This is a genomic window from Ruegeria sp. J8, assembly GCF_056531925.1.
In genome coordinates this window covers 91,182-115,855 of sequence record NZ_JBQFMR010000001.1, presented here as the reverse complement: position 1 = coordinate 115,855, position 24,674 = coordinate 91,182, and the positions used below count along the sequence as shown (strand labels likewise).

Sequence of the window (24,674 nt, the reverse complement as noted above, 5' to 3'; positions counted from 1 at the left end):
CACTCTGTTAGCGCTGCCTCTTGAATGAATCGGGACGACCTCCCATATCCTATGTTAACAACTTAAACATTTGTCGGAGGGACATGAATTATGGCAAATTACGCAAATCTCCCCGCGCCGACGCCCGAGGGTGGCCTGAACCGCTATATGCAGGAAATCCGCAAGTTTCCGTTGCTGGAGCCGGAAGAGGAATACATGCTGGCCAAGCGCTGGGTCGAAGAGCAAGACACTGAATCGGCTCATAAAATGGTTACGTCGCATCTGCGCCTGGCGGCTAAGATCGCGATGGGTTATCGCGGCTACGGTCTGCCGCAGGCCGAGGTGATTTCCGAGGCCAATGTAGGCCTGATGCAGGCGGTCAAACGGTTCGACCCGGAAAAAGGGTTCCGTCTGGCGACCTATGCGATGTGGTGGATTCGTGCCTCGATCCAGGAATATATCCTGCGGTCCTGGTCGCTGGTGAAGCTGGGAACGACCTCGGCGCAGAAAAAGCTGTTTTTCAACCTGCGCAAGGCCAAGGCGCGTATCGGCGCGTTGGAAGAGGGTGATTTGCGCCCTGAAAACGTGGCGCAGATCGCCAACGATCTTGGCGTGACCGAAGAGGAAGTCATCAGCATGAACCGCCGGATGTCTGGTGGTGATGCCTCGTTGAACGCGACCGTTGGGTCCGAAGGCGAAGGCACCATGCAGTGGCAGGACTGGCTTGAGGATGAAGATGCCGATCAGGCAGGCGACTATGAGGCGCGCGACGAGTTGGACGCACGCCGCGAATTGCTGGCCGCCGCGTTGGAGGTTTTGAATGACCGTGAAAAGGACATTCTGACTCAGCGCCGCCTGATGGATCAGCCTGTGACGCTGGAAGAGTTGAGCACGCAGTATAACGTCAGCCGCGAGCGCATCCGTCAGATCGAGGTGCGAGCCTTCGAAAAGCTGCAAAAGAAAATGCGCGACCTTGCGCGCGAGAAAGGGATGCTGGGCCAGATGTAATCCGGCCGCTGCGAACCAAAGCCCGCCTGAGACGGCGGGCTTTTTTGCGTCCAATACCGTTTAAGGTCTCGCTCTCTGATAAGTGATGTGTTGACGTCAGAAATGGCCAAAAATGCCTGACTTCGCGCCTAGACGTTGCTAAAAGAACCGAGATTGGACCGTTAGCGATAACGGTCATACTGAAATTTGGGAGGGACTTATGCAAAACCCGGTTCAATGGGGCGTTCTGGGCGCCGCGAATTTTGCGCGTCGGTTTATGGCTCCGGCTATTCACGCGGCGGAAGGCGCGCGGCTGGCCGGATTGGCAACGTCAAGCCCGGCCAAGGCCGAACCGTTTCAGGCTTTTTGCCCCGATCTGACCGTTTATGACAGCTATGATGCGCTGCTGGCCGATCCGCAGATCGATGCGGTTTATGTCCCGCTGCCCAATCACCTGCATGTAGAGTGGTCGCTAAAGGCCTTGGATGCCGGTAAGCACGTGTTGTGCGAGAAACCCATGACCATGCAGGCGTCCGAGTTCGATGCGCTGATCGCCAAGCGGGATGAGACAGGACTGTTGGCTGCCGAGGCCTATATGATCGTGCATCACCCGCAGTGGCAGTTCGCCAAAAAGCTAATCGCGGATGGGGCCATTGGCAAACTTATCCATGCGACCGGTGTTTTCACCTATGACAATCGTGCCGACACTGGCAACATCCGAAACCGCCCCGAAACTGGCGGCGGCGGGTTGCGCGATATCGGCGTTTACACGATCGGTAGCGCTCGGTTTGTCACTGGGGAAGAGCCGGTCGAGGTCCGCTCGACGATCCGATGGGAAAACGACGTGGACGTGTTCACCGAGATTAATGCGCGCTTCCCCGGATTTACCTATTCGACCTATGTGTCGACCCGGATGCACCCGCATCAGGCGATGGAGTTCCACGGCGAAGGCGGTGTAATCCGTTTGACCGCGCCGTTCAATGCGCGGGTTTTTGACGTGGCGCAGGTCGAGTTGCATCGTCCGGGGCTGGAAGTGCAGATCACACGCTTTCCCGGTGACGATCAGTACATATTGCAGGTCGAAGCCTTCGGTCGATCCGTACGGGAAGGGGCGACCTATCCGTGCCCGTTGGAGTTCTCGCGCGGGACGCAGGCGATGATTGACCAGGCGTTTGAGGTGGCGGTCTCACTCTGACTTGCCACACGCGGGTCCGGCAGCCTAATCTGGTCGTCACCTGAACAGGAGACGACAATGGCAGGCGGCTGGGCGCGTGATGGCGCGGTGAGTGAACAGATCGAGGCGTCGATATCCGACGAACTGGCCCGGATGCAGGCGCAAAAGCGCCCTCAGGGCGAAAGCCTGACCCATTGCGCAGAATGCAAAGAGCCGATCCCCGAGAAGCGCAGACTTGCCCTGCCGGGGGTGAAACTCTGTCTGGATTGCCAGCAGGATAGGGATGGCGCGTTCAAAGCGCGGTCCGGGATCAATCGACGCGGGTCCAAGGACAGTCAGTTGAAATAACCCATGCCTGTGCCCATGCCAAAACAGCCCCTGTTGCAGAATGGATTGGTTCTTGGGTTCCTGGCTGCGTTCTTGTGGGGTACGCATAGCGTCATCGTGCGCTATCTGACCAGCGATCTGGGCGGGTTGCAAATCGCGGTCTCGCGCCTGTTCATCGCGGCGTTGGCGATTTATTGCATGTTGCGTCTGATGCGGGTGTCCGTCTCAGTCCGGTTGGGTGACTGGAATTTCCGTCTTGCCGTATTGTCGACCGTCGTGAACTATATCCTGTTCCACATCGGGCTTGAACATACCGGCGCGGCCAATGCGATGGTTTTGGAGAACACGGCACCCTTTTTCGTGCTGGTTTTCCTTTATTTCTTTGCGGATACACCGGTTACGCGAACCGATGTTCTGGCCACAGTTTTGGCCATTCTGGGCGTTTTTCTGACCGTTTTCAGGGATTTTCAAGGAGGCGGAGAGCCCTTATTCGGGGATATTCTTGAAATCGGAGCCGGGCTAAGCTGGGCGGTCTTTCTGATCTCAAGCAGTCGGGCTATGCGCAATTCGAAATCGACCGGAGAGCGGCTGAATTTCCTGTTCGGCATCTTCTTGTGTTCCGGGGCACTTCTGCTGCCGCTGGCCGCGTTTTCGATGCAGGTTCCGTCGGCCAATGACGTGGTGTTCCTGATCTTGCTGGGCGTGCTGCCGACCGCCTGCGCCTATTACCTGTGGTACGAGGCTGCTGCGCGGGTTTCGACATTGACCGCAACCTTGATGTTTGCGGCCTCGGTCGTGTTCACCTTTGTCAATTCGGCGCTGTTTCTGGGGGCCGCAATCACGCCGATTGCAGCCCTTGGGGGTGTGCTGATCGTGGCGGCCGTGTTTTTGACCACCAAAAACCAGAAATGATCAGCCCTCCATCGCTTCCAATTCGTCGATAAAGCCCGAGATCATCGACAGGCCCTTGTCCCAGAACTTGGGATCGCTGGCGTCCAGCCCGAACGGGGCCAGCAATTCCTTGTGGTGCATCGAACCACCGGCGCGCAGCATGTCGAAATACTTGTCCTCGAACCCATCGGACCCGCTTGCGTAGACGGAATAGAGGGCGTTCACCAAGCCGTCGCCAAACGCGTAGGCGTAGACGTAGAAGGGCGAGTGGACGAAGTGCGGGATATAGGCCCAGAAGGTCTCATACCCCTCCATGAATTCGAACGCGGGGCCAAGGCTTTCGGCCTGAACGCTCATCCACAGGGCGTTGATGTCGTCGGGCGTTAGCTCACCTTCGCGTCGGGCGGCGTGGAGTTTGCATTCGAAATCATAGAACGCGATCTGGCGGACGACCGTGTTGATCATGTCCTCGACCTTACCGGCCAGCAGCACTTTGCGCTGTTCGGGGGTTTCGGCCTGATCCAGCATCTTGCGGAAGGTCAGCATCTCACCAAAGACCGAGGCCGTTTCGGCCAGCGTCAGAGGGGTAGAGGACAGCATCTCGCCCTGACCGGCGGCCAGTACTTGGTGGACGCCATGACCCAGCTCGTGCGCCAAGGTCATCACGTCGCGCGGTTTGCCCAGATAGTTGAGCATCACATAGGGGTGCACGTCGGTGACGGTCGGATGCGCAAATGCACCCGGTGCTTTGCCCGGCTTCACGGCCGCATCAATCCAGCCCTTGCTGAAGAAGGGGGCGGCGATTTCGCCCATGCGTGGGTCAAACGCGTTATAGGCATCCATTACGGTCTTTTCGGCCTCGTCCCAGCCGACGATGCGTGTGTCTTCCATCGGCAAGGGCGCGTTGCGGTCCCAGACCTGCATCACGTCCAGCCCCAGCCATTTGCGCTTGAGCTCGTAATAGCGGTGGCTCAGCTTGGGATAGGCGGCGACCACGGCTTCGCGCAGAGCCTCAACCACTTCGGGTTCCACGTCGTTTGACAGGTGGCGACCGGTTTGAGCGGTTGGCATATTCCGCCAACGATCAACAATCTCTTTCTCTTTGGCCTGTGTGTTGTGAACGCGGGCAAAGGTTTTGACGTTGTCCTGAAACACCCGCGCCAATTCCCGAGCAGCGGTTTCGCGTTTGGTCCGGTCCTGCTCGGTCAGCAGGTTCAGGGTGCCTTCGATGTTCAGTTCTTCGCCTTCGATGTCAAAGGTCAGACCGGCGATGGTTTCGTCAAACAGACGTTCCCATGCATCGCCAACAACGCCCAGATCGTGCAGAAACTTCTCCAACTCATCAGACAGTTGATAGGGCTTCATCGCGCGAATGCGGCGGAAGACGGGTTCGTACCGGCCCAGATCCGCGTTGGCGTCGAACCGGGCTTTCAGCGCGTCATCGTCGATACGATTGATCTCGAGCGTGAAGAAGACCAGCGGCGTGGTGAAGATGGTGATCTTTTCCTGCATATCCGACAGGAATTTGGCGCGGTCCGCATCGGTGGTCAGCTGGTAATAGCGCAGACCGGCGAAGGACATGATCCGCCCGGCAATTGCGTTGATCTTTTCGTTGCGCAGGACGCATTGCAGCAGTCCATCGGCATCTAGATCCGCCAGCTTGCCCTCGTAGTCTGCAGCAAAGGACGCACATTCGCCTTCAAGCCAGTCCAGATCGCGCGACAGTTCCGGCGCCTCTTCCGAGCTGTACAGATCCGTCAGGTCCCATTCCGGCAGGTTGCCAAGATTGTCGGACCCGCCGACTGCATTTGCGTCACGGACGGGGAAGGGAAAGTCGCGCATGGATCACCTCGAAATAATAGCTTTCGCCAACATCTAGGCGCGCCGGGCAGGGATCACAAGCGGGGTGTTAGTCAGACAGGGCGGGTTCGCGTTCAGCAGCCATGAAATGCGCCGCCAACTGGTCGAAAACGGGGCCTCGGACCTCAGGCGCTTCCATCAAAACCTCGTGTTCGCCGTCGGGGATTTCCACCAGCGTGCCGCTGGGCCAGTTGGCCATGCGGGCGCGGATGGCCTTGCGGTCCACGATTTGTTCATGGGTTCCCAGGAAAGTCAGGCAGGGGGTCTTGGGCGCGGGTTGGTCCATCAGCCACGCGCATTCGTCCAGCGCCTCGCGCAGCCAGATGGTGGAGGGCGCGCCCAGCGTTAGCTCGGGGTGCGCGTTCAGTTGATCTTGCATCATCTTGTACATCGCCGGATCGCGGGTCAGCACGTTGCCTTCGAACGGTTGCGACAGCACATAGCTTTCTAGCGATGTGGTCGGTGGAGTCTTTTCCCCCAACCCCAACCGAGGCCCCCAATAGGCGGTCAACCGGCTGAGCGGTTTCATCAGCGGAGTAAAGAAAATCCCCCACATCGGCCCGGTAAAGGCACATGTAGCGAAGTGATCGCTTTCGATCACGGCCCGCAGCCCTATGGCGCCGCCCATCGAATGCCCGATGAGGTGCCATGGCTTTGGCAGGTCCAGCTCAATAGCAAGGTTCAGCGCGGCCTGAACGTCATTCTGATAATCCGGTATCGTATCGACATGACCGACTCGTGGGTCATCTAGCAACCGATCCGCAAGCCCCTGACCTCGCCAGTCGATTGTCAGGAATGCAAAGCCACGACCGACAAATTCGCTCGCGGTATCGCCGTATTTTTCGATATATTCCGTGCGGCCAGGGAACATGAACACCGTGCCGCTGCTGTTGGTTTCAGGTTGCCAATGGGCCACCCGAATGCGGACATTATCCGTGGTGTTCAACCAGTGGGCCTGTCCGCCGGCTGGGGCACCGGCCACGTCTTCGAACAAGGGGGCCGGTGACGCGTTCATCAGGCTAGCGCCGATGCCAGTTGCATGGCGACACCCATGTCACCATCGACGGTCAGCTTGCCGGACATGAAAGCACCAGTCGGGTTCAACTCACCACTGAGGATTTGTTCGAACGTGTCGACATCCGCGCTCATGGTGACGTCGGCCTCTTCGTCGCTGACGCGCGCGCCGCTGCCGTCCAATACGATTGCACCCAGGCCTTCGATGGCGAACTTGGCGGATGCGCCAAAGCCGCTGTCGGCCAGTTTTTCGTTCAGCGCCGCTGCGGCTTTTTCCAGAGTGTCGCTCATGGTTCTCCTCACTTTGATTTGAGCGCAGGGAATGGACATCCCACTGCGCTACGCTACACTGAACGTTGTTATGAGCATTGCAAGCATCAATCTCAAAGGTATCGTCGCGGCAACCGCGCTCCTAGTCACGTTTTCCATCCCTTGTCTTGCACAGCAGGCCGACTCGCGGGATGAAGCCGAGCTATTGCAGCAATTGGCGCAATCAACACCTGATCAAGCGATTGGCATCGATCGTCAACTCAAGTCGCTTTGGTCCCTGTCAGGGTCGGCTTCGGCAGACCTGTTGTTGGAACGAGGACGCGAGGCGCTGGAGGATGGCGATACCAAGGCCGCCATCGAACATCTAACAGCGTTGACTGATCACGCCCCGGACTTCGCCGAAGGATGGCATGTGCGGGCGTCGGCCTTTTTCGGGATCGAACGCTTTGGCATGGCGGCGGCGGATCTGGAATATGCCCTGTCGCTGAACCCCAACAATTACGAGGCGATCTACGGATTGGGATTGATCTTTGAAATCGTGGGTCAGCCCGATAAGGCGCTGCAAGCCTATGAGCGCGCATTGGCTATACATCCCCATCATGAAGAAGTAACCAATGCGGTGAATCGACTGAAGCCTCAGGTCGAGGGCTCGGCCCTCTAAGGGGCAGGGGGCAAGAGTGAGCGGGTCATCCCGAATCGTGGCCGTACTGGGCCCGACGAACACAGGCAAAACGCATTACGCGATTGAACGTATGCTGGGCCACCGGACCGGTATCATTGGCCTGCCGCTGCGTCTGCTCGCGCGCGAGGTTTATGACAAGATCGTCGCCATTCGCGGGCCGTCGGTCGTGGCGCTTGTCACGGGCGAAGAGCGCATCGTGCCGCCACGCACCCAGTATTGGGTCTGTACGGTCGAGGCGATGCCCGAGGGTATGGGCGCCGATTTCGTGGCCATCGACGAAATCCAGCTGTGTACCGACCCCGAGCGCGGCCATGTCTTCACAGACCGTCTGTTGCGGTCGCGCGGCACAAGCGAGACGCTGTTCCTAGGCTCGGACACCATGCGTGGTCCCATATCAGCGCTAGTGCCCGAGGCACAGTTTGTGCGGCGCGAACGGATGTCTCAACTGGTCTATGCCGGGTCGAAAAAGATCAGCCGGATGCCTCCACGCAGCGCCATCGTCGGGTTCTCGGTTGATAACGTCTATGCCATCGCGGAACTGCTGCGTCGTCAAAAGGGCGGGGCGGCCGTGGTGATGGGGGCGCTCAGCCCGCGTACGCGGAACGCGCAGGTCGATCTCTATCAGAATGGTGAGGTGGATTATCTGGTCGCCACCGACGCAATTGGGATGGGCCTGAACCTGGATGTGAATCACGTCGCGTTTTCTTCGCTGACCAAGTTCGACGGTCGGAGGATGAGGCCACTTGCCCCCAACGAACTGGCCCAGATCGCCGGCCGGGCCGGGCGCGGCATGTCGGATGGCACGTTCGGTGTTACGGGCGAGGCCCCGCCGCTGGATGACGGTGTGGCGCAGGCCATCATGGACAGCCGCTTTACGCCGATGAAAAAGCTGAACTGGCGGAATGCCGCTTTGCGGTTCGGATCCATCGAGGCGCTGATCAACTCGCTTGAAGTCAGCCCGGACAATGAAAACCTACTCAAAGCGCGGCCCGCCGACGATCTGAACGTGCTGAAATCCCTGTCGCAAGTGACCGAAGTGATGGCCCGCGCAAGCGATCCGCAATCCATCCGCTTGTTGTGGGATGTATGCCGAATCCCCGATTTTCGCGGCATCAGCCATTCGGAACATGCCAGCCTGCTCGAGGTGATCTACGGCCATCTGCACGAACGCCAGTCGATCCCTGATGACTTCATGGCGCGGCAAATCCGCCGGATTGACCGGACAGACGGAGATATTGATGCGCTGTCCAAACGGCTGGCATATATTCGCACCTGGACATATGTTGCGCAACGAAACGGATGGGTGCGTGACGAATCCCATTGGCGTGAGGAAACGCGCACTGTAGAAGACAGGCTGTCAGATGCATTACATGACCGTCTGACCCAACGATTTGTGGACCGGCGCACATCCGTTTTGCTGCGGCGGCTCAAACAGAAGGAGGCCCTTTTGGCCGAAGTAAATGACAAGGGTGAAGTGACCGTCGAAGGCGAATTCGTCGGTCGTTTGGAAGGGTTCCGGTTCAGTCCGGACAAAGCTGCGCAGGGGACCGAGGCGAAAGCCTTGAGATCGGCTTCGCTGCAAGCTCTCGCGCCGCAATTCCATCTGCGTGCCGACCGCTTCTACAACGCGCCCGATACCGAAATTGATTTCACCGAACAAGGTGGCCTGATGTGGGGCGAATATGCCGTTGGCAAGCTGGTTGCCGGGGCCGAGCCGCTCAAGCCTATGGTCGAGGTTTTCGTAGACGAAGCCGCAGGCCCCGATGTCGAACAGAAGGTGCAGCGCCGGCTGCAGCATTTCATTGACCGTAAGGTGGCCGCGCTGTTTGAACCGCTGCTGAACCTGTCGCGAGACGAGGAACTCAGCGGTCTGGCCAAGGGCTTTGCATTCCGCATGGTCGAGGCATTGGGCATCTTGCCGCGTGCGCAGGTCGCGCAAGAGGTCAAGGATCTGGATCAGGACGCTCGCGGTGCGCTGCGCAAGCACGGCATCCGCTTCGGTCAATTCACGATCTTCATGCCGCTGCTGCTGAAACCCGCGCCGACGCGCTTGCGTCTGGTTCTGTGGGCGCTGTCCAGCGGCTTGCAGGAATTCCCTGAAGCGCCGCCTCCGGGACTGGTTACGGTCCCCGTCGCTAAGGACGCGCCGCAAGGGTATGACACCATGTGCGGTTACCGCGACGCCGGTGAGCGCTCGATCCGTATTGATATGCTGGAACGTCTGGCAGACATGCTGCGGTCTGAGGACAGCCGGGGCGGGTTCGAAGCCAAGCCCGACATGCTCTCGATCACCGGTATGACGCTGGAACAATTTGCCGACCTGATGCAGGGCTTGGGCTATAAGGCCGATCGGGGTGAGCGTGAAAAGGTCAAAGCCGCGCTTGCGGAACAACCTGCGGCGGAAGCGCCCGAGCAACCTGCTGCTGAGGAAACCCCGGCAGATGCAGTTGCGACAGACGATGCGCCCGCACCCGCCGAGGCGCTAGCCGAGGCCACCGAAAGCACCGAGGCAGCAGCCGAGGCTCCTGCCGCAGAACTCGCAAGCGATGAGCCTGAAGTTGAAGTGTTCTACACCTTCACATGGGGCCGTCAGCGCCAGCAGAATCGTGGCCCGCGCCGCGAACAGGGGCAGGGCAAGGGCAAGCCGCGTGGCAAACCTCAGGACGGTCGCGGCAAGCCGCACGGCAAGAAGGGTGGTAAACCGCAGGGCGCGAAATCCTTCTCGTCCCGACCGCCCAAGAAAGAGAAAGCCATTGATCCCGACAACCCCTTCGCCGCTGCGTTGATGGGGCTGAAGGACGGCAACTAAGCACGGATGTCCGAGGCCAAGCTGCGGATCGACAAATGGCTGTGGCAGGCGCGGTTCTTCAAGACCCGCAGCCTGTCCGCCAAGCAGGTCAGCGGCGGCCATGTGCGTGTCAACGGCAACCGGGTTCTGAAACCGGCGACAGCTATCAACCCCGGCGATGTTCTGACCTTTCCTCAGGGCCGCGTTGTGCGTGTTGTGCGGGTGGAAAAACTGGGTGAACGGCGCGGTCCGGCCCCCGAGGCACAAACGCTATATACGGATTTGACCGAAAAGCAGGACAAGCCGCTGCAAAATCCAAGCTTTGAAGGAAAAGGTCGTCCAACCAAGAAAGATCGGCGCGCGCTTGATCTTTCTCGCAATCAAGATAGCTGATCCTATCTTGAAGCTGACGCCATACTGATTTAGCTAGACGCCCAAAGCGCAAACGGGAATCCGACCATGACCTACGTTGTCACTGAAAACTGCATTGGCTGCAAATATACCGACTGTGTCGAAGTATGCCCGGTGGATTGTTTCTACGAAGGTGAGAACACGTTGGTCATCCACCCCGATGAATGCATCGACTGCGGCGTGTGCGAACCCGAATGCCCCGCCGACGCAATCCGCCCCGATACCGAGCCGGGTATGGATGAATGGGTCGAGTTCAACCGAAAATACTCGGAAATGTGGCCGGTCATCGTGACCAAGAAAGACCCCTTGCCAGAAGCCGAGGAACGCGACGGCGAAGAAGGCAAGATGGAGAAGTACTTCTCTGAAGCGCCCGGCGAAGGTGGCTAAGCGATTCGCTCTCTGAACCCAGTGGTTTAGATGCCGAAAAAACGCCGCAACCTTATGTTTAATAATGATTTTATCGGCTCATTGGTCGGTAGCGCTTTTGCGTGTCGCATTTTTGTGATATACTTCGTAGCTGAATGATGACTGAGCTGGGGATGACTCCGTAAGTATGGACGCTTTGGAGTTCTAATTTTTTGACAAACAAACTGCCTGACCGGGCCTTCAAGGCACGGTTTTGGGGTGTTTTGTCGTTTTTTTGTCTGGCTCTGCTAACCAAGGATGAACCTGAATGTCTAAGTCGAAAAAGCTTGAGTTCCGCCCGAACGATTATGTGGTTTACCCCGCGCATGGTGTGGGTCAGATTATCTCGATCGAGGAACAGGAAGTTGCCGGGTATTCGCTTGAGCTGTTTGTGATCTCGTTCGAGAAAGACAAGATGACCCTGCGTGTTCCGACCAACAAGGTGACCGAATCCGGTCTGCGGTCGCTGAGTTCGCCCGACGTGATCTCTCAGGCGATGAAGACGTTGAAGGGCAAGGCCAAGGTGAAGCGCGCAATGTGGTCGCGCCGGGCGCAGGAATATGAACAGAAAATCAACTCGGGCGACCTGATCTCGATCGCAGAGGTGGTCCGCGATCTGCACCGCACTGACGATCAGCGCGAACAAAGCTATTCCGAGCGTCAGCTCTATGAAGCTGCCTTGGAACGTCTGACCCGTGAAGTTGCAGCCGTATCCGGCGCCGGTGAAGTGTCGGCCGCCAAGCAGGTGGATGAGGTGCTGACCTCGCGCGCTGCCTGATCGAATTGCTTTGAATAGTTTGGGCCGCTCCTGTTGGGGGCGGCCTTTTTTATTTTCTACCTCTTCGTTTGGGGGTATTTTCCCAATAGGTAGAGGCGTCTAGATGGCCCAGATAAAGAAAACGCTCAAATATCTCTATATCGGACATGACCCGGTTTCGGTCTGGTTCCGCTACGGGCTGATCCTGTTCGACGCGGTGACAATCGTGTTTTTTGTCGCCACTGCGCATATTTCACACGGTCCTGGGATCACGATCGCCAGCATGTTCGTCGGGTTCCTGATCCTGCTGGACTTTTCGGCGCGCCTATGGATCGCGCGGGACCGGCGCAAACTGTTCTTCAAGATTTACACCCTGGCCGATCTGGTTGTGATCGTGTCGCTAATGCTCGACCCATTCCTTTCGGGCAATCTGGCCTTTCTGCGGATTCTGCGCGCTCTGCGCCTGATCCATTCCTTTCACTTACTGCGCGATCTGCGCCGCGACGTCCAATATTTCCGCACCCATGAAGACGCGGTTATTGCCGCCATCAATTTGCTGGTCTTTGTATTCGTGACCTCGACTGCCGTTCTGGTCTTTTTCATCCCCGAGGACAGCCAGACCCCCTATATTGACGCTTTGTATTTCACCATGGCGACGCTGACGACAACGGGGTTCGGCGACATCACGCTGGACACACCGGGCGGTAAGCTGATTTCGGTCTTTATCATGGTGGTTGGGGTGGCGCTGTTCGTGCGGCTGGCGCAGGCGATTTTCATGCCACAAAAAGTACGGCACAAATGCCGAAGCTGCGGCTTGTATCGACACGACCCAGACGCTGTGCACTGCAAACATTGCGGCGAAGTGTTGCGGATCGAAACTGGAGGCGCGTCCTAAAGCGCCGCCGCCAGCGCTATCAGAATGGCAAGCTCGGTCATCACCTGCGTTGCGCCCAGCACGTCGCCGGTCTGTCCCCGAATTTTGGATCTGGCGACCAAACCGATGGCGAACGTAACAATAGCGGCGACAATCAAAGCCTTAAATGCGGTGGCACCAATCAAGATCAGGGCCATTGCGAGGGCAAAGGCAGCCCCAATCCCAGTAGTGGACGACAGGGGAGCGCCGACCGAATGGCTCAGACCGGCGTTTCTGGCGTTGGGCAGGGCAGTCATCAATATCGGCATCATTGCGCGCGACAGGATGCAGGCAGTCAGTATGCCTCCGAAAGCGCCAGTTGCCAGCAAGGGGGCGAACAGCGCAACGCGCAGGGCTTGCGACAAGATCAGGGCAAGAACGCCATAAGTGCCGATGTGGCTGTCTTTCATGATCTCAAGACGTCGGGCCGGGTCAAACCCGCCCCAGAACCCGTCTGTGGTGTCAGCCAGCCCGTCCTCGTGCATGGCCCCGGTACACAGGATCAGCACTGCAACCAGTATGACGGCGCAGGCCAACGGGGGCAGGCCCCAAGCCGATCCGACCCATCCCGCCGCACAGGCCAGAGCGCCGACAACGAAACCGGCGAACGGAAACGCCCAGGCGGCCAAGACCTGACGATCAAAAGCATCCTCGGGCAGGCGCGGGATCGGTAAACGCGTCAACAGGACCAGTGCCAGCAGTATATCCCAGTGGGAAATGAGTTTGGTGTCGTTTTTTAGCACTCCCGCGCCTTTCAGGGTCTTGTTGCTTTGGTCGCTTCGGTTAAACACACAGGACCACTCTGATGCAACGAGGCTTTGGATGCTGCCAGACCTGACCGACCTGAATTCTTTTCGTGACGCCCTTTCTAATGCGCCCGGATCCGATGGCGACGCCCGTCAGGGTGCCGCGGACCGGAACGGACAATTGACCAAACCTCCAGGTGCGCTGGGGCGGCTGGAAGATCTGGCGATCTGGTATGCGGCCTGGCGTGGGGACGCGCGGCCGCAGATCAATGCGCCGCAGGTCATTGTCTTTGCCGGAAACCATGGTGTTACGGCGCAGGGCGTTTCGGCCTTTCCGCCCGAAGTGACCGTGCAGATGGTGATGAATTTCGAACATGGCGGCGCGGCGATCAACCAGTTGGCCAAAGCGGCGGGAGCAACGATGGACGTGCACGCGCTGGAGCTTGACCGTCCGACCGTGGATTTCACCACCGGTCCGGCCATGTCCGAGGACGAACTGTTGCGTGCGCTGCAAACCGGCTGGAACGCAGTGAACCCGGAAGCTGACCTGCTGGTCGTGGGCGAGATGGGGATTGGCAATACCACCCCTGCCGCCGCGATTGCCTGCGCCCTGTTCGGAGGCGAAGCCGCCGATTGGACTGGGCGTGGAACCGGCGTGGACGATGCTGGGCTGGCCAACAAAACCCGTGTGGTGGCAGAGGGCGTAGCCCTGCATGGCGGCTCGGGCGACGGGTTGGAGGTGCTGCGCTGTCTGGGCGGGCGCGAGATTGCGGCCATGGCTGGGGCGATTGCTGCCGCCCGCATCCTGCGCATTCCGGTTGTTTTGGACGGGTTCATCTGTTCAGCTGCTGCGGCCTGTCTGGCCCGCACGGTCGACGGGGCGCTGGATCACACCGTGGCAGGCCATCAAAGCGCTGAAGGCGCGCATGGCGCGGTGCTCGCCCAGCTTGGCAAAGAGCCGCTGCTCAGCCTCGGCCTACGTCTGGGTGAAGGGTCTGGTGGTGCTTTGGCGATCAATATCGTTAAAAGCGCTGTCGCCTGTCATTCCGGTATGGCAACCTTTGCTGAAGCTGGCGTGTCGGACGGCTAAGCTGAAGGGCCTGACCGGGGAACGGTCAGGCTGATTTCTGGGCGTGTTTCTCGGCCAGTTCCAACAGCTCGGTCTCTAAGTCCTTTTCAAGCTGCCGGGCCCGATCGATATATTTCTTGTTCTCACCGGTGGGCATCCCGGGGATCCACAGTTCGGCCAGTTCCCGAACAGCGGTCCGGTCGTGGTGGTAAAAGGTCTGCTCGGCCTGCGCCGCCTCGTAGTCGCTGAGGCCGATATTCTCGAGCACATAGCGTCCAGCCCGGAGCGATCCGTCAAACATCTCGCGCACGATGTCATTGGCCCCGGCCTGATACAGCTCGTACACATGGGTTCGGTCATGAGCGCGGGCGACGATATGAAGGTCGGGACGCTGGCGGCGGGCGAAGCTGACCAGCCGCGTGACTGTCTTGGGGTCATCCATCGCAGCGACCAGAACCGAGGCTTTCTCTAACCCGGCGGCACGCAGCAGTTCTGGGCGGGTGGGATCGCCCAGGAACCCTTTGACGCCAAACCGACGCATCAGCTGGATGGTTTCGATATCGTGGTCCAGAACGATTGTCTTGAACCCGCTGGCACGCACCAGCCGGTTCACAATCTGACCAAACCGACCGATACCTGCGATGATCACCGGGCCTTTCTCGTCGATCTCATCGGGTTCGGGGACGGGTCCGCCATCGCTGATCCGGCGCGAGAGCAGGTCGTAGATGATGAACAAAAGTGGCGTAATCAACATTGTAAGGGCGATGATCATCAGCAGCTTTTGTGACAGATCGGGCGGGATGACGTTTTGCTGTGTTGAGAAGGCCAGCAGAACAAAGCCAAATTCACCCGCTTGCGCTAAACCCAAGGTGAATAGCCAATGATCGCGCCCGCGCAGTTTGAAGGCACGGCCAACCAGAAACAGGATGATGCCTTTGGCCAGAATGACCAAAAGGGCGAGGCCTATCAGATCAAACGGGTCGTTGAAGAAATAGGCGACATCAATCCCGGCCCCCACGGTGATAAAGAACAACCCCAAAAACAGACCTTTGAACGGTTCCAGGTCGCTTTCCATTTCATGGCGGAACTCCGAACTTGCCAGAACTACACCCGCCAGAAACGCGCCAAGGGCGGGCGAAAGGCCGACCAACGTCATCAGGAAGGAAATCCCCACGACGATCATCAGCGCCAGCGCCGTGTACATCTCGCGCAGGCGGGTGGCATGGATGAAGCGAAACAAGGGGCGGGTCAGGTAGATACCGGCAAGGATGACGAAAGCGATGGCGGCTAGTGTCACCAGCGTTACCGCCCAGCCCGGCAGCCCATCCACTAGAGACAGGCTGTGATGCGCCTTGTCATGCAGGTCTGCCGCTCCCCGCTCGATAGATCCGTCATTCTGGATGTGAGGCACCGCAGGCAGCGCCAGCAGAGGCAGCAAGGCCAGCATCGGGATCACCGCAATATCCTGCGTCAACAGAACTGAGAACGTCGCTCGGCCGCCATTTGTCTGCATCAACCCCTTTTCCGACAGGGTTTGCAGCACGATCGCGGTTGAGGACAATGACAGGGTCAACCCGACAGCTAGCGCCACCGACCACGGGTGGTTGGCATACATGGCCACGCAAGCAATCACCGCAGTGGACAACAGAACCTGCAGCCCACCAAGACCCAGTAGCCGTTCGCGCATATCCCACAAGGCGCGAGGCTCCAGTTCCAGCCCGATCAGGAACAGCATCATGACAACACCGAATTCGGCAACATGTTGCAGGCTTTCGGTCTCGGCCCCCACCAGTCCGAACATCGGACCGATGACAATACCGGCGGCCAGGTATCCCAATACCGACCCAAGACCCAGGCGCGCCGATAAGGGCACAGCGATCACGGCAGCCGCCAGATAGATCGAAGCCTGGTATAGGAAATCGTCCATATTATCCTCTCGGGTCAGGTGGGCAGGGGCGCATCGCGCTTGAGTTGGTCCATCACGATCTGGCTTTGCACCCGTGCTACCGCAGGATGCGGCAGTATCACTTGATGAAGCAAGCGATTGAGCGCGGAAAGATCGTCACAATATACATGCAGCAGATAGTCAGCCTCGCCGGTCATCGTCCAGGCGCTGGTGATCTCGGGTCGAGTGTCAACCAAACGGGCGAAACTTTCGGATTGCTCGGGGCCATGGGTGCCCAAATGTACCTGGATAAAACCTTGCACCTGCAAGCCCAACTTCAGTGGGTCCAGCCGCGCGGCATAGCCGGTGATATACCCCTCGGCCTCGAGCCGTTGACGGCGGCGTCCGGCCTGACTGGGCGACAGGTTCAGCATCTCACCCAATTGATGGGCCGTCAGGTGCGCATTTGTCTGAAGCGCCGACAAAAGCCGTGTGTCTATTGAATCCAACACCTGCGCAAATTCCTCATAAAATCATCAAAACGTGCGGTTTTTTCGCACTTGAACTTGGTTTACCCGAAAACAATGCGCAGAAACAGCGCGGAATAAGACTTATTTTGGAATCAGCAAAGAAATTCCTGTTTTTACGGAGACGCGCCATGGGACCCTTCCCGCATAACGCCCCGAAATCTGTCATCGGCCCCGAAAATCCGGCCGGAACCGACGGGTTCGAGTTTGTCGAATTCGCCCACCCCGAGCCACAGGAACTGCGAGACCTGTTCGCCAAGATGGGGTTTGAGTTGGTCGGCCACCACAAGGACAAGCCCTCGGTCGAGCTGTGGCAGCAGGGCGACGTGACCTATATCCTCAACGCGGATCCCGAGAGCTTTGCCGCCAAGTTTGTCGCAGAACATGGCCCTTGCGCCCCGTCGATGGGCTGGCGAGTTGTGGATGCGAAAAAAGCCTTCGAGCATGCCGTCAGCAAGGGCGCCGAGCCCTATGACGCCGCAGATAAAACGATGGATGTGCCTGCGATCAAAGGGATTGGCGGATCGCTGATCTATTTCATCGACCAATATTACGACACCTCGCCCTATAATCAGGAGTTTACCTGGACCGAACAGTCCAAGCCGCGCGGCGACGGGTTCTATTACCTCGATCACCTGACCCACAACGTCTACAAGGGAAATATGGACAAGTGGTTCAAATTTTACGGCGATTTGTTCAACTTCCGTGAGATCCGTTTTTTTGACATTCAGGGTAAGTTCACCGGGCTCTATAGCCGCGCGCTGACATCGCCCTGCGGCCGTATCCGCATTCCTATCAACGAAGACCGGGGCGAGACGGGCCAGATCGTGTCCTACCTCAAGAAATACAAAGGCGAGGGTATTCAGCATATCGCGGTCGGCAGCGAGGACATCTATGCCTCGACCGATGCGATTGCCGAAAAGGGTCTGAAGTTTATGCCGGGCCCGAACGAAGCCTATTACCACATGTCCAAGGACCGCGTGGCCGACCATGAAGAACCGCTGGACCGGATGATGAAACACGGCATTCTGATTGACGGCGAGGGCGTGCTGGACGGGGGCGAAACCCGGATCTTGCTGCAAATCTTCTCGAAAACCGTGATCGGTCCGATTTTCTTCGAGTTTATCCAACGCAAAGGAGATGACGGGTTTGGTGAAGGAAATTTCCAGGCTCTGTTCGAATCCATCGAGCGCGAACAAATCGAATCCGGTGAAATTTCAGCCGCTTGATCCTGTGTCTTAACTTGATCTCGGGGGCGGCCTGCGCCCCCGGTGATCAACTTCTGGGCAGCCGCAATGTTACGTTCTGGCCGCGTTTTTGATAGCGCAGTTCGGAATCGCCAATCGCCACCACATTGCCGCCGTCCAGCCTGTCTCCGACTTTCAACTTCTTGTAGCGCCCACTGGGCAGACGCACCAAGGCGCGTCGGTTGGCGGGCGTCCCATATACTCCGATCAGGTTCAGCTTGCGCAGGTTGATCGCGTTATCGATTGTCGCCTGCCGCGCGACCGAAGCAGAGGACGGGATTTTTGGCGCGACCGCTTTGGGCTGGAAGGACTCCGCCTCGTCAACGGATTGCGCAACGGCGGCGGTCGATCCCAAATTCACAGTGTTAACACGCGCGCTACGAGCTGCCCCGGCAGGGCGCGGTTTAGGGCGCGGGACGCGAACTACGGCCAGTGCGGTGGGTGTGTAGTCAATCTCTGGCGGCTTCAGGGATGCAGGTCGCAGTTTGGGGCGCAAGACTGCCAATTCCTGCAATGTGCGCCCGCCAAGCTGCTGGCGCTCGAACTGGTCGATCAGGTTCTCGGGGCGCGGCTTTGGCCGCAGCTCGGCCAGACGCGATGTCGCCTCATCAGGGACAGGCTCTTCCTCGAACCGCACGGGGACATCCGGGGGTACTTTCGACGGGCGGCCGAGATAGACGACAATGCCGTCCGGGTTCAACGTGCCCTCGGCAGTGGGTGTCACCAAGCCGCGCTCGTCCAACTCAAATCGGGTGCCTGCAGCCGATGGTTGCGCGACCGGGTCGAATTCCAGATCGGTGTCAAACCTTGCGACTTGCGGCAGGGCAACCGCGTCGCGAGACAGGTCCGACGGGTCGATGGAGGCCAGATAGATATCTTCGGCCTCAACAGCGACGGGGCTGTTCAGGGGCTGAGGTGTTTCAAACCGCACAGCAGGCAGCAGCGGTTGCGGCTCAGGTTCGGGCGCGATCGGTTCAACAACGGTGGGCGCCACTTTCAGCGCCTCGAGGATGGCGACATCTGTGGCGGAAAGCGCAGGTTCTTCTGGTTCGGCAGGGGCCGGAATTGGTTCGGACGCGGCGGTTTCTATTTCAACGGGGTCACTTACGACCGTTTCTGTCGCGCGCGGTTCATCTGGTTCGGGTTCCTCGAAGTCCGTCACATCCGGATCGGCCTCCACAGATTCCAATGGTTCAGGCGGGGCGGTCGCAATCTCGGGATCAACCTCGATTTGGGCGATTTCCGTCTCTTGGACTTCGTCGTCGGGACTGCCGCCAAGCGCCCAGACTAAAATGGCCACCGCTGCAACACCTGCGACTGCTGCGGGAACCGTATATTGCGTCAGGTTCGCTGCATACGGAATGGACCGAGTCTCGGCTTCAGGGACCGACCGGAAATCCGCAGCAGCGGGAGAGGCCGCTATGACATGCACAGCTGGTTGTGGAGTGTCGGGAACGGGTGCCGCGATAGGCTCGGGTGACAGGAACTGAGGCGCTTCGGGATAGTCTTCACCATCGGTTGGTGCCGTGATCTGAACCGGTACGAATCCATGTTCAGTGGCAAACTCGCGGGCTTCGGTCAGCGTCTGTTTCGCCACAGCGGCGACGTGAATGATCTGGTCCCTTGTCGCGGTATCATAGACCAGTTCGTCCAGTGTGTAGGGCGTCGCGCCTGTCAGAGCCGTCTCAACAGATCCGTCCGCGCCATCGGCGTCGACAGCCAGATAGCGTACCTGATCTTTCGGCAGCACCAGCGTACAGCTCAGCTGCGTCTCAAGCGCAAAGGCCTTGTCGCGTAGCGTGGCAAGCTGCGCGCCCAGATCCGGCTCATCCACGAACACATCACCAAGCCAAAACGAGTCATTGTTGGCCAAATGGTGCAAAGAGATTCCGGTAGACGAAAAAATCAGCTCAAAGGCAGGTTTCATAAGCCGGACGAACCATAGTTATCAGGGTCAAAACAGACAGGCATCCCGTCCGCAGACCGACATTAAAGCAGGAACTTGCCGAGGGAAAGAAAAAGCCGGGTTTCCCCCTTGTTCGGCAGACCCTTGCCACCCCATCTTGACAGTAACGAAATCGGAGGGAAGACCTTGAAGAAATTCGCTTTTCTGGCGGCCTTGATGGCCGCAACCGCGGTTGGCGCAGCCCATGCGGAAGAACGTCGCATCACCGTTAGCGCAGCAGGCACTGTGCTGGCTGAACCGGACATGGCCACCATTACTCTGGGCGTTACCAATGAGAATGCGCAGGCCGCTGCCGCGATGAAGGCCACGTCAGATGCTGTGTCGCAAATCCTGGCACGGCTGGACCAGATGGGGATCGACGCGCGCGATGTGCAGACCCGCGATCTGTCACTGTCACCGGTCTGGGCGGGCCGTGGCAACCAAGCTGGAGAACGGCCTGAAATCTCGGGCTTTTCAGCCTCAAACCGCGTGTTTGTGCGGGTGCGTGATCTGACGCAGTTGGGCGCAGTGATGGATGCGGTCATCCAAGACGGGGCCAATGATTTCGGCGGTCTCAGCTTTGGTATTCAAGACCCCAAACCGCTGGAGGCTGAGGCGCGTGCCAAAGCCGTGGCCGAGGCGACAGCCAAGGCCGAGCAACTGGCGCAGGCAGCCACGGTCACACTGGGCCCTGTTCAGCAGATCAGCGAGCAGGTCGGCGGCATCCGGCCTGCGGCCCAGATGCGCGAATTCGCGGCGGCGGATGCAGGTGGAATTCCGGTGGCAGGAGGCGAGGTCTCGGTCTCGGTCAATGTCACGATGGAGTTTGGGATTTCCCAGTAAGCTCAGCGTGATGCGCGGGCTTGCAGTGACTGGCGCTGCTGGCCCGTCTGGTCGAAGTTTTCAGGGGTCAACCATGCCTCGAAAGCCGATCGAATACGGGGCCATTCGCTGTCCAGAATCGAATACCACGCGGTGTCCCGGTTGCGTCCTTTATAATGGGTTGCTTGCCGGAAGATTCCTTCGAAGGTGAAGCCCAGCCGCTCGGCCGCGCTGCGCGACGGCGCGTTCAACGCATCGCACTTCCACTCATACCGGCGATAGCCCAGTTCGTCGAAAACCCGCCGCATCATCAGATACATCGCTTCGGTCGCCATGGGCGTGCGCTGCATCAAGGGTGAGAAATGGATATAGCCAACTTCGATGACGCCGGCGTCGGGGGTGATACGCAAATAGGTTGCGTGGCCAAACGGGGTGCCGGTTGCGTCCAGAACAGTGTGAAACATCGGATCCGCGCTGCGTTCGGCCTGTTTCATCCAGTCCGAGAACGCGGGCTCGGATGTGATCGGCTCTTCTGGCAAGTAGGTCCAGTTCCGACCGTCTTCGTCCTGCGCAAACGCCCGGTAGAGGCCGGATGTATGCTGTTTCGCATCCAAAGGAACCACTGAACAAAACCGCCCCGGCATATCGATGCGGGGGGGCATCGGGCGTGGAAACTCACCCGACACCGGCGCGCCGATGGGTTGGCCAAAGGCGTTGGTTCGGTGGTCCGTTATCATTCAGGCGGTGGCTTTGGACAGAGCCTGATCCAGATCAGCGATCAGGTCATCTGCATCCTCAATCCCGATCGAGACACGTACAACGCCGGGACCTGCCCCTGCAGCTTCTTGCTGTTCAGGGGTCAACTGCCGGTGCGTGGTCGAGGCCGAATGGATAATCAGCGAGCGCGCATCGCCGAGGTTCGCAACATGGCTGAAGATTTCCAGCGCGTTCACCAGCTTGACGCAGGCATCATAGCCGCCTTTGACTGCAAAGGTGAACAGCGCACCGGCGCCTTTCTTGTACTGCGCCTTGACCCGGTCGTGGTAGGGGGACGAGGGTAGGCCCGCATAGGTCACGTAATCCACCCGGTCATCGGCCTCCAACCAGGCTGCAATCTTCTGCGCGTTCTCAACGTGACGCTCCATCCGCAGCGACAGGGTTTCGATCCCCATCAGCGTATAGTGCGCCGCCTGCGGGTTCATGGTCATGCCCAGATCGCGCAGACCGATGGCGATACCGTGGAAGGTGAAGGCCAGCGGCCCGAAAGTCTCGTGGAATTTTAGGCCGTGATAGGCGGGTTCGGGTTCGCTGAGCGAGGGGAACTTGTCATTCGCCGACCAGTCGAACTTACCCGAATCCACGATGCAACCGCCCGTGACGGTTCCGTTGCCGGTCAGGTATTTGGTGGTCGAATGCACCACCAACGTCGCGCCCTGTTCGATGGGGCGGCACAGGTATGGCGTGGCCGAGGTGTTGTCGACGATCAGCGGAATGCCCGCCGCGTCCGCAACATCTGCCATCGCACGGATATCGGTGACGTAACCACCGGGGTTCGAAATGGATTCGCAGAACACAGCGCGGGTGTTTTCGTCAATCGCGGCCTTTACAGCCTCGGGGTCGTCCATATCGACGAATTTGGCCGACCAGCCAAATCGTTTGATGGTCTGGCTGAACTGCGTGACCGTGCCACCATACAGGCGGGTCGAGGCCACAACGTTGCAGCCCGGTCCCATCAGCGGGAACAGCGCCATAATCTGCGCCGCGTGACCTGACGAGCAGCAGACAGCGCCCACGCCACCCTCAAGCGTTGCCACGCGCTCTTGCAGCACGGCGACGGTGGGGTTGGTCAGACGGGAATAGATGAAGCCCACCTCTTGCAGGTTGAACAGCGCGGCCGCGTGGTCGGCATCACGGAAGACATAGGCCGTGGTCTGATAGATCGGCGTCTGGCGCGCGCCTGTGGCCGGATCGGGCCGGGCGCCTGCATGAATCTGAAGCGTGTCAAAGCCATAAGTGGGGCCGTCAGACATGGTCGAAATCTCCCTTTTGTATGTGTGTTGCAGAATCTCTAGGCGATCAAGGGCGTGCGCACAACAACGCAGTCAGCGCATCCACAATCCCTTGGCCTTGATCGTGTTGCGGATAACCTGCTCGCGTTGCGGCAGGTTCTCGCGGTCGAACATCGCGCGAATTTTGTGACCTTTGCGCTGAATCACCAGTTTGCGGATCGGGTCATAGCCCTTGAGCACTTTCTTGATCCGGTTTGGGGCAACCACCGTTTCCAGCACCTCGACCACATGATCGCTTTCACGGGCGTAGAGCAGCGGAAACAGTCGGTAGTGGCAAGTGACAGAGCCGTCCAACAGGCCAGCGGGCAGGGCATCGCGTCCTCCGCCCAGTGAATGAATGACCAGCGGCAGCGCCACCTGATCCAGCCAGGGGTCCAGCACCTGACCGGCCAGTTCCGGGATATCTTCGTCGCGTATGGTCTGCGCGTAGTCACGGAATCGCTCCCCAAACGCGCGCGGGCAGGAATAGAAGAAATGGCCTGCATTGAAGTACAGATAGCGACGCCAGTAGTCATGCGGTTGGCTGGTATCCAGCGAACTGTCGAAATCCAGGCTGAACCGCTGGTAGAGCGTCCGCCAAATTCCGTCGAAACCGGGGCCGTAGAGGGTCGGGCGGGGCCATGTCCCCTCGACCTTCAGCGAAGCGCTTGGGCGGGAAAAATCAAAGGGGACAGTGTTCAGATCACCGGTGATGAGCGTGTCACTGTCGAAGAACACAAAGGGCTCACCCTCGGGAAGGGCCAGCAAAGCCTCGATTTTGTTGCCGTAGGGATAGCTTTCGCCAAATACCTGGGAGTCGAAGGGCAATATCTCGACATCCAACTGGCGCAGCGCGTTCAGGATATCTTCGTTCTGAATGCTGGGGTCTTGTGACCAAAGCGGGCCGGGTTGGGGCACGGCGACGAACACACGACCGGCAAAGTCGGGGCTGCTGTGACGGAGTGAGGCGGCAAACAGTAGCGACTCGTATTGCAGGCGGTTGTTTTGTCCGATCAGGACGATGTTGAATGTCTTGGGGGTGGCCTGCATCGGTGTCCGGTCAATCACTGGGGTATTTCGGTTGGCGGCACAGTACGCAGGGGCGGCGGGCAAAACCAGATGTGAACACCGTCTTGGGGCGCAAAATTTGAAAACCGGGACCGTGCCCCCATCTTATGCCAAGATGCCGAAACAGGAGATATCTCAAATGAGGGTCAACGCAGATTTCACCAAACGCGTCGCCGTTCACTTTGATCAGAACGAATGGGTCCAATCCCCCGCCGCCGGGGTCGAGCGGAAGATGCTGGACCGTATCGGTGAGGAGGTCGCCCGCGCCACCACGATTGTGCGTTTTGCTCCGGGCAGCGCCTTTGCCGCGCACACCCATGATGGGGGTGAGGAATATCTGGTTCTTGAAGGTGTCTTTCAGGATGAAACCGGGGATTTCCCGGTGGGCAGCTACGTGCGCAACCCGCCGACCTCGTCGCATACGCCTTCGGCCAAGGAAGGCGCGACGATTCTGGTCAAGCTGCATCAGTTCGATCCAGCGGATCGGACTGAGGTGCGGCGATCGATCAACGGGGCAGAGAAACTGCAACTGTTCAAGGATGCCAAAGAGGATGTCAGAGTCCTGAGCCTCGCCGCCGGTGAATCGCTGAACCTGGATGCAGAGCAAGGGCTGGAGCTGTTCGTCATCGAAGGGTCTGTTTCAGAAGAAGATGAGGAATTCGCGGCCTGGGATTGGCTTCGACTGCCGCCGGAAACCCAGTCTGTTGCGACCGCCGGGACCGATGGTGCCCGCGTGTGGATCAAGTCTGGGCACCTCTCTGGCATGGTCTGACCGACAGCGACGCTTTAATTTTAGGCAGTATTTTCTGAAAACCGGGCCGTCGAGCCCGGTTTTTTAATTTTTTGACCATTTGGCAAA

The 24,674-nt window shown here is 58.9% G+C and carries 24 protein-coding genes; 14 read left to right on the top strand and 10 right to left on the bottom strand.

The window, feature by feature from the left end; all coding sequences use genetic code 11:
• Positions 1 to 90 precede the first annotated feature (90 nt).
• From rpoH to ACR0L1_RS00520, 4 genes are all read left to right on the top strand, one after another.
• Positions 91 to 987 (top strand): RNA polymerase sigma factor RpoH, encoded by an 897-nt coding sequence (gene rpoH / locus ACR0L1_RS00535; protein WP_170750687.1) that lies wholly within the window; start codon positions 91 to 93, stop codon positions 985 to 987.
• Positions 988 to 1,186: 199 nt separating this feature from the next.
• Positions 1,187 to 2,161 carry a Gfo/Idh/MocA family protein gene (locus ACR0L1_RS00530; RefSeq protein ID WP_480856595.1) on the top strand — a complete coding sequence of 325 codons (975 nt, stop codon included), beginning with the start codon at positions 1,187 to 1,189 and terminating at the stop codon, positions 2,159 to 2,161.
• A gap of 57 nt (positions 2,162 to 2,218) precedes the next feature.
• Positions 2,219 to 2,488 (top strand): DksA/TraR family C4-type zinc finger protein, encoded by a 270-nt coding sequence (locus ACR0L1_RS00525; protein ID WP_480856593.1) that lies wholly within the window; start codon positions 2,219 to 2,221, stop codon positions 2,486 to 2,488.
• A 15-nt stretch (positions 2,489 to 2,503) separates the two neighbouring features.
• A complete protein-coding gene (locus tag ACR0L1_RS00520; RefSeq protein ID WP_480503008.1) occupies positions 2,504 to 3,379 on the top strand; it encodes a DMT family transporter in 876 nt (291 codons plus the stop codon).
• Here ACR0L1_RS00520 and ACR0L1_RS00515 read toward each other — a convergent pair whose 3' ends face one another.
• The 3 genes from ACR0L1_RS00515 to ACR0L1_RS00505 form a co-directional block, all read right to left on the bottom strand.
• On the bottom strand, positions 3,380 to 5,200 hold the full coding sequence (locus tag ACR0L1_RS00515) for a M3 family oligoendopeptidase (protein ID WP_480856591.1): 1,821 nt from the start codon (positions 5,198 to 5,200) through the stop codon (positions 3,380 to 3,382).
• Positions 5,201 to 5,267: 67 nt separating this feature from the next.
• Positions 5,268 to 6,233 (bottom strand): alpha/beta fold hydrolase, encoded by a 966-nt coding sequence (locus ACR0L1_RS00510; protein WP_480856589.1) that lies wholly within the window; start codon positions 6,231 to 6,233, stop codon positions 5,268 to 5,270.
• A complete protein-coding gene (locus ACR0L1_RS00505) occupies positions 6,233 to 6,523 on the bottom strand; it encodes an SCP2 sterol-binding domain-containing protein (RefSeq protein WP_170769445.1) in 291 nt (96 codons plus the stop codon). The genes ACR0L1_RS00510 and ACR0L1_RS00505 overlap by 1 nt, the downstream gene beginning before the upstream one ends.
• Before the next feature lie 31 nt (positions 6,524 to 6,554).
• Between ACR0L1_RS00505 and ACR0L1_RS00500 the strand changes: the two genes are divergently transcribed.
• The 6 genes from ACR0L1_RS00500 (at position 6,555) to ACR0L1_RS00475 (ending at position 12,440) form a co-directional block, all read left to right on the top strand.
• Complete coding sequence (locus ACR0L1_RS00500; protein WP_170784438.1) at positions 6,555 to 7,163, top strand: tetratricopeptide repeat protein; 609 nt, start codon at positions 6,555 to 6,557, stop codon at positions 7,161 to 7,163.
• 16 nt (positions 7,164 to 7,179) lie between these two features.
• Positions 7,180 to 9,993: a helicase-related protein gene (locus tag ACR0L1_RS00495; protein WP_480856587.1), complete on the top strand. Its 2,814-nt coding sequence runs from the start codon at positions 7,180 to 7,182 to the stop codon at positions 9,991 to 9,993.
• 6 nt (positions 9,994 to 9,999) lie between these two features.
• Positions 10,000 to 10,365 (top strand): RNA-binding S4 domain-containing protein, encoded by a 366-nt coding sequence (locus ACR0L1_RS00490; RefSeq protein WP_480856585.1) that lies wholly within the window; start codon positions 10,000 to 10,002, stop codon positions 10,363 to 10,365.
• 66 nt (positions 10,366 to 10,431) lie between these two features.
• On the top strand, positions 10,432 to 10,770 hold the full coding sequence (gene fdxA / locus ACR0L1_RS00485) for a ferredoxin FdxA (protein ID WP_170769449.1): 339 nt from the start codon (positions 10,432 to 10,434) through the stop codon (positions 10,768 to 10,770).
• Between the two features lie 286 nt (positions 10,771 to 11,056).
• Positions 11,057 to 11,566 (top strand): CarD family transcriptional regulator, encoded by a 510-nt coding sequence (locus ACR0L1_RS00480; RefSeq protein ID WP_170381457.1) that lies wholly within the window; start codon positions 11,057 to 11,059, stop codon positions 11,564 to 11,566.
• A 103-nt stretch (positions 11,567 to 11,669) separates the two neighbouring features.
• Positions 11,670 to 12,440: a potassium channel family protein gene (locus tag ACR0L1_RS00475; RefSeq protein ID WP_170769450.1), complete on the top strand. Its 771-nt coding sequence runs from the start codon at positions 11,670 to 11,672 to the stop codon at positions 12,438 to 12,440.
• Here ACR0L1_RS00475 and cobS read toward each other — a convergent pair.
• Positions 12,437 to 13,201 (bottom strand): adenosylcobinamide-GDP ribazoletransferase, encoded by a 765-nt coding sequence (cobS, locus tag ACR0L1_RS00470; protein WP_480503003.1) that lies wholly within the window; start codon positions 13,199 to 13,201, stop codon positions 12,437 to 12,439. The genes ACR0L1_RS00475 and cobS overlap by 4 nt on opposite strands.
• 79 nt (positions 13,202 to 13,280) lie before the next feature.
• Between cobS and cobT the strand changes: the two genes are divergently transcribed.
• Positions 13,281 to 14,294, top strand: a complete 1,014-nt coding sequence (gene cobT / locus ACR0L1_RS00465) for a nicotinate-nucleotide--dimethylbenzimidazole phosphoribosyltransferase (protein WP_480503001.1) — start codon at positions 13,281 to 13,283, stop codon at positions 14,292 to 14,294.
• 25 nt (positions 14,295 to 14,319) lie between these two features.
• Here cobT and ACR0L1_RS00460 read toward each other — a convergent pair whose 3' ends face one another.
• Together ACR0L1_RS00460 and ACR0L1_RS00455 are read right to left on the bottom strand one after the other, a co-directional pair.
• Entirely contained in the window at positions 14,320 to 16,200 is a 1,881-nt protein-coding gene (locus ACR0L1_RS00460; protein ID WP_170788501.1) for a monovalent cation:proton antiporter-2 (CPA2) family protein, read from the bottom strand.
• A gap of 14 nt (positions 16,201 to 16,214) precedes the next feature.
• A complete protein-coding gene (locus ACR0L1_RS00455; RefSeq protein ID WP_480503000.1) occupies positions 16,215 to 16,670 on the bottom strand; it encodes an Lrp/AsnC family transcriptional regulator in 456 nt (151 codons plus the stop codon).
• A 146-nt stretch (positions 16,671 to 16,816) separates the two neighbouring features.
• Between ACR0L1_RS00455 and hppD the strand changes: the two genes are divergently transcribed.
• A complete protein-coding gene (hppD, locus tag ACR0L1_RS00450; protein WP_480502998.1) occupies positions 16,817 to 17,914 on the top strand; it encodes a 4-hydroxyphenylpyruvate dioxygenase in 1,098 nt (365 codons plus the stop codon).
• 46 nt (positions 17,915 to 17,960) lie between these two features.
• On the opposite strand, the gene ACR0L1_RS00445 is transcribed toward hppD, so the two are convergent.
• Positions 17,961 to 19,814, bottom strand: coding sequence for a hypothetical protein (locus ACR0L1_RS00445; protein WP_480719390.1), 1,854 nt, complete (start codon positions 19,812 to 19,814; stop codon positions 17,961 to 17,963).
• A 210-nt stretch (positions 19,815 to 20,024) separates the two neighbouring features.
• Between ACR0L1_RS00445 and ACR0L1_RS00440 the strand changes: the two genes are divergently transcribed.
• Positions 20,025 to 20,720, top strand: coding sequence for an SIMPL domain-containing protein (locus ACR0L1_RS00440; protein WP_170784450.1), 696 nt, complete (start codon positions 20,025 to 20,027; stop codon positions 20,718 to 20,720).
• A 2-nt stretch (positions 20,721 to 20,722) separates the two neighbouring features.
• Here the strand turns inward: ACR0L1_RS00440 and ACR0L1_RS00435 are convergent, their stop codons facing one another.
• From ACR0L1_RS00435 to ACR0L1_RS00425, 3 genes are all read right to left on the bottom strand, one after another.
• The gene (locus tag ACR0L1_RS00435; RefSeq protein WP_480503362.1) at positions 20,723 to 21,433 is read right to left on the bottom strand and encodes a GNAT family N-acetyltransferase; all 711 of its coding nucleotides are present in this window, start codon (positions 21,431 to 21,433) and stop codon (positions 20,723 to 20,725) included.
• A gap of 3 nt (positions 21,434 to 21,436) precedes the next feature.
• Entirely contained in the window at positions 21,437 to 22,729 is a 1,293-nt protein-coding gene (locus ACR0L1_RS00430) for an O-acetylhomoserine aminocarboxypropyltransferase/cysteine synthase family protein (RefSeq protein WP_170769459.1), read from the bottom strand.
• 72 nt (positions 22,730 to 22,801) lie between these two features.
• Positions 22,802 to 23,797 carry a hypothetical protein gene (locus ACR0L1_RS00425; protein WP_480857150.1) on the bottom strand — a complete coding sequence of 332 codons (996 nt, stop codon included), beginning with the start codon at positions 23,795 to 23,797 and terminating at the stop codon, positions 22,802 to 22,804.
• A gap of 157 nt (positions 23,798 to 23,954) precedes the next feature.
• Between ACR0L1_RS00425 and ACR0L1_RS00420 the strand changes: the two genes are divergently transcribed.
• The gene (locus tag ACR0L1_RS00420; RefSeq protein WP_480856580.1) at positions 23,955 to 24,587 is read left to right on the top strand and encodes a cupin domain-containing protein; all 633 of its coding nucleotides are present in this window, start codon (positions 23,955 to 23,957) and stop codon (positions 24,585 to 24,587) included.
• Positions 24,588 to 24,674: the final 87 nt, after the last annotated feature.

Bases quoted from the DNA above. Each gene is read 5' to 3' on its own strand.
- rpoH (WP_170750687.1), top strand. From the start codon at position 91: ATGGCAAATTACGCAAATCTCCCCGCGCCGACGCCCGAGGGTGGCCTG.
- ACR0L1_RS00530 (WP_480856595.1), top strand. From the start codon at position 1,187: ATGCAAAACCCGGTTCAATGGGGCGTTCTGGGCGCCGCGAATTTTGCG.
- ACR0L1_RS00525 (WP_480856593.1), top strand. From the start codon at position 2,219: ATGGCAGGCGGCTGGGCGCGTGATGGCGCGGTGAGTGAACAGATCGAG.
- ACR0L1_RS00520 (WP_480503008.1), top strand. From the start codon at position 2,504: ATGCCAAAACAGCCCCTGTTGCAGAATGGATTGGTTCTTGGGTTCCTG.
- ACR0L1_RS00515 (WP_480856591.1), bottom strand. From the start codon at position 5,200: ATGCGCGACTTTCCCTTCCCCGTCCGTGACGCAAATGCAGTCGGCGGG.
- ACR0L1_RS00510 (WP_480856589.1), bottom strand. From the start codon at position 6,233: ATGAACGCGTCACCGGCCCCCTTGTTCGAAGACGTGGCCGGTGCCCCA.
- ACR0L1_RS00505 (WP_170769445.1), bottom strand. From the start codon at position 6,523: ATGAGCGACACTCTGGAAAAAGCCGCAGCGGCGCTGAACGAAAAACTG.
- ACR0L1_RS00500 (WP_170784438.1), top strand. From the start codon at position 6,555: ATGGACATCCCACTGCGCTACGCTACACTGAACGTTGTTATGAGCATT.
- ACR0L1_RS00490 (WP_480856585.1), top strand. From the start codon at position 10,000: ATGTCCGAGGCCAAGCTGCGGATCGACAAATGGCTGTGGCAGGCGCGG.
- fdxA (WP_170769449.1), top strand. From the start codon at position 10,432: ATGACCTACGTTGTCACTGAAAACTGCATTGGCTGCAAATATACCGAC.
- ACR0L1_RS00480 (WP_170381457.1), top strand. From the start codon at position 11,057: ATGTCTAAGTCGAAAAAGCTTGAGTTCCGCCCGAACGATTATGTGGTT.
- ACR0L1_RS00475 (WP_170769450.1), top strand. From the start codon at position 11,670: ATGGCCCAGATAAAGAAAACGCTCAAATATCTCTATATCGGACATGAC.
- cobT (WP_480503001.1), top strand. From the start codon at position 13,281: ATGCTGCCAGACCTGACCGACCTGAATTCTTTTCGTGACGCCCTTTCT.
- ACR0L1_RS00460 (WP_170788501.1), bottom strand. From the start codon at position 16,200: ATGGACGATTTCCTATACCAGGCTTCGATCTATCTGGCGGCTGCCGTG.
- hppD (WP_480502998.1), top strand. From the start codon at position 16,817: ATGGGACCCTTCCCGCATAACGCCCCGAAATCTGTCATCGGCCCCGAA.
- ACR0L1_RS00430 (WP_170769459.1), bottom strand. From the start codon at position 22,729: ATGTCTGACGGCCCCACTTATGGCTTTGACACGCTTCAGATTCATGCA.
- ACR0L1_RS00425 (WP_480857150.1), bottom strand. From the start codon at position 23,797: ATGCAGGCCACCCCCAAGACATTCAACATCGTCCTGATCGGACAAAAC.
- ACR0L1_RS00420 (WP_480856580.1), top strand. From the start codon at position 23,955: ATGAGGGTCAACGCAGATTTCACCAAACGCGTCGCCGTTCACTTTGAT.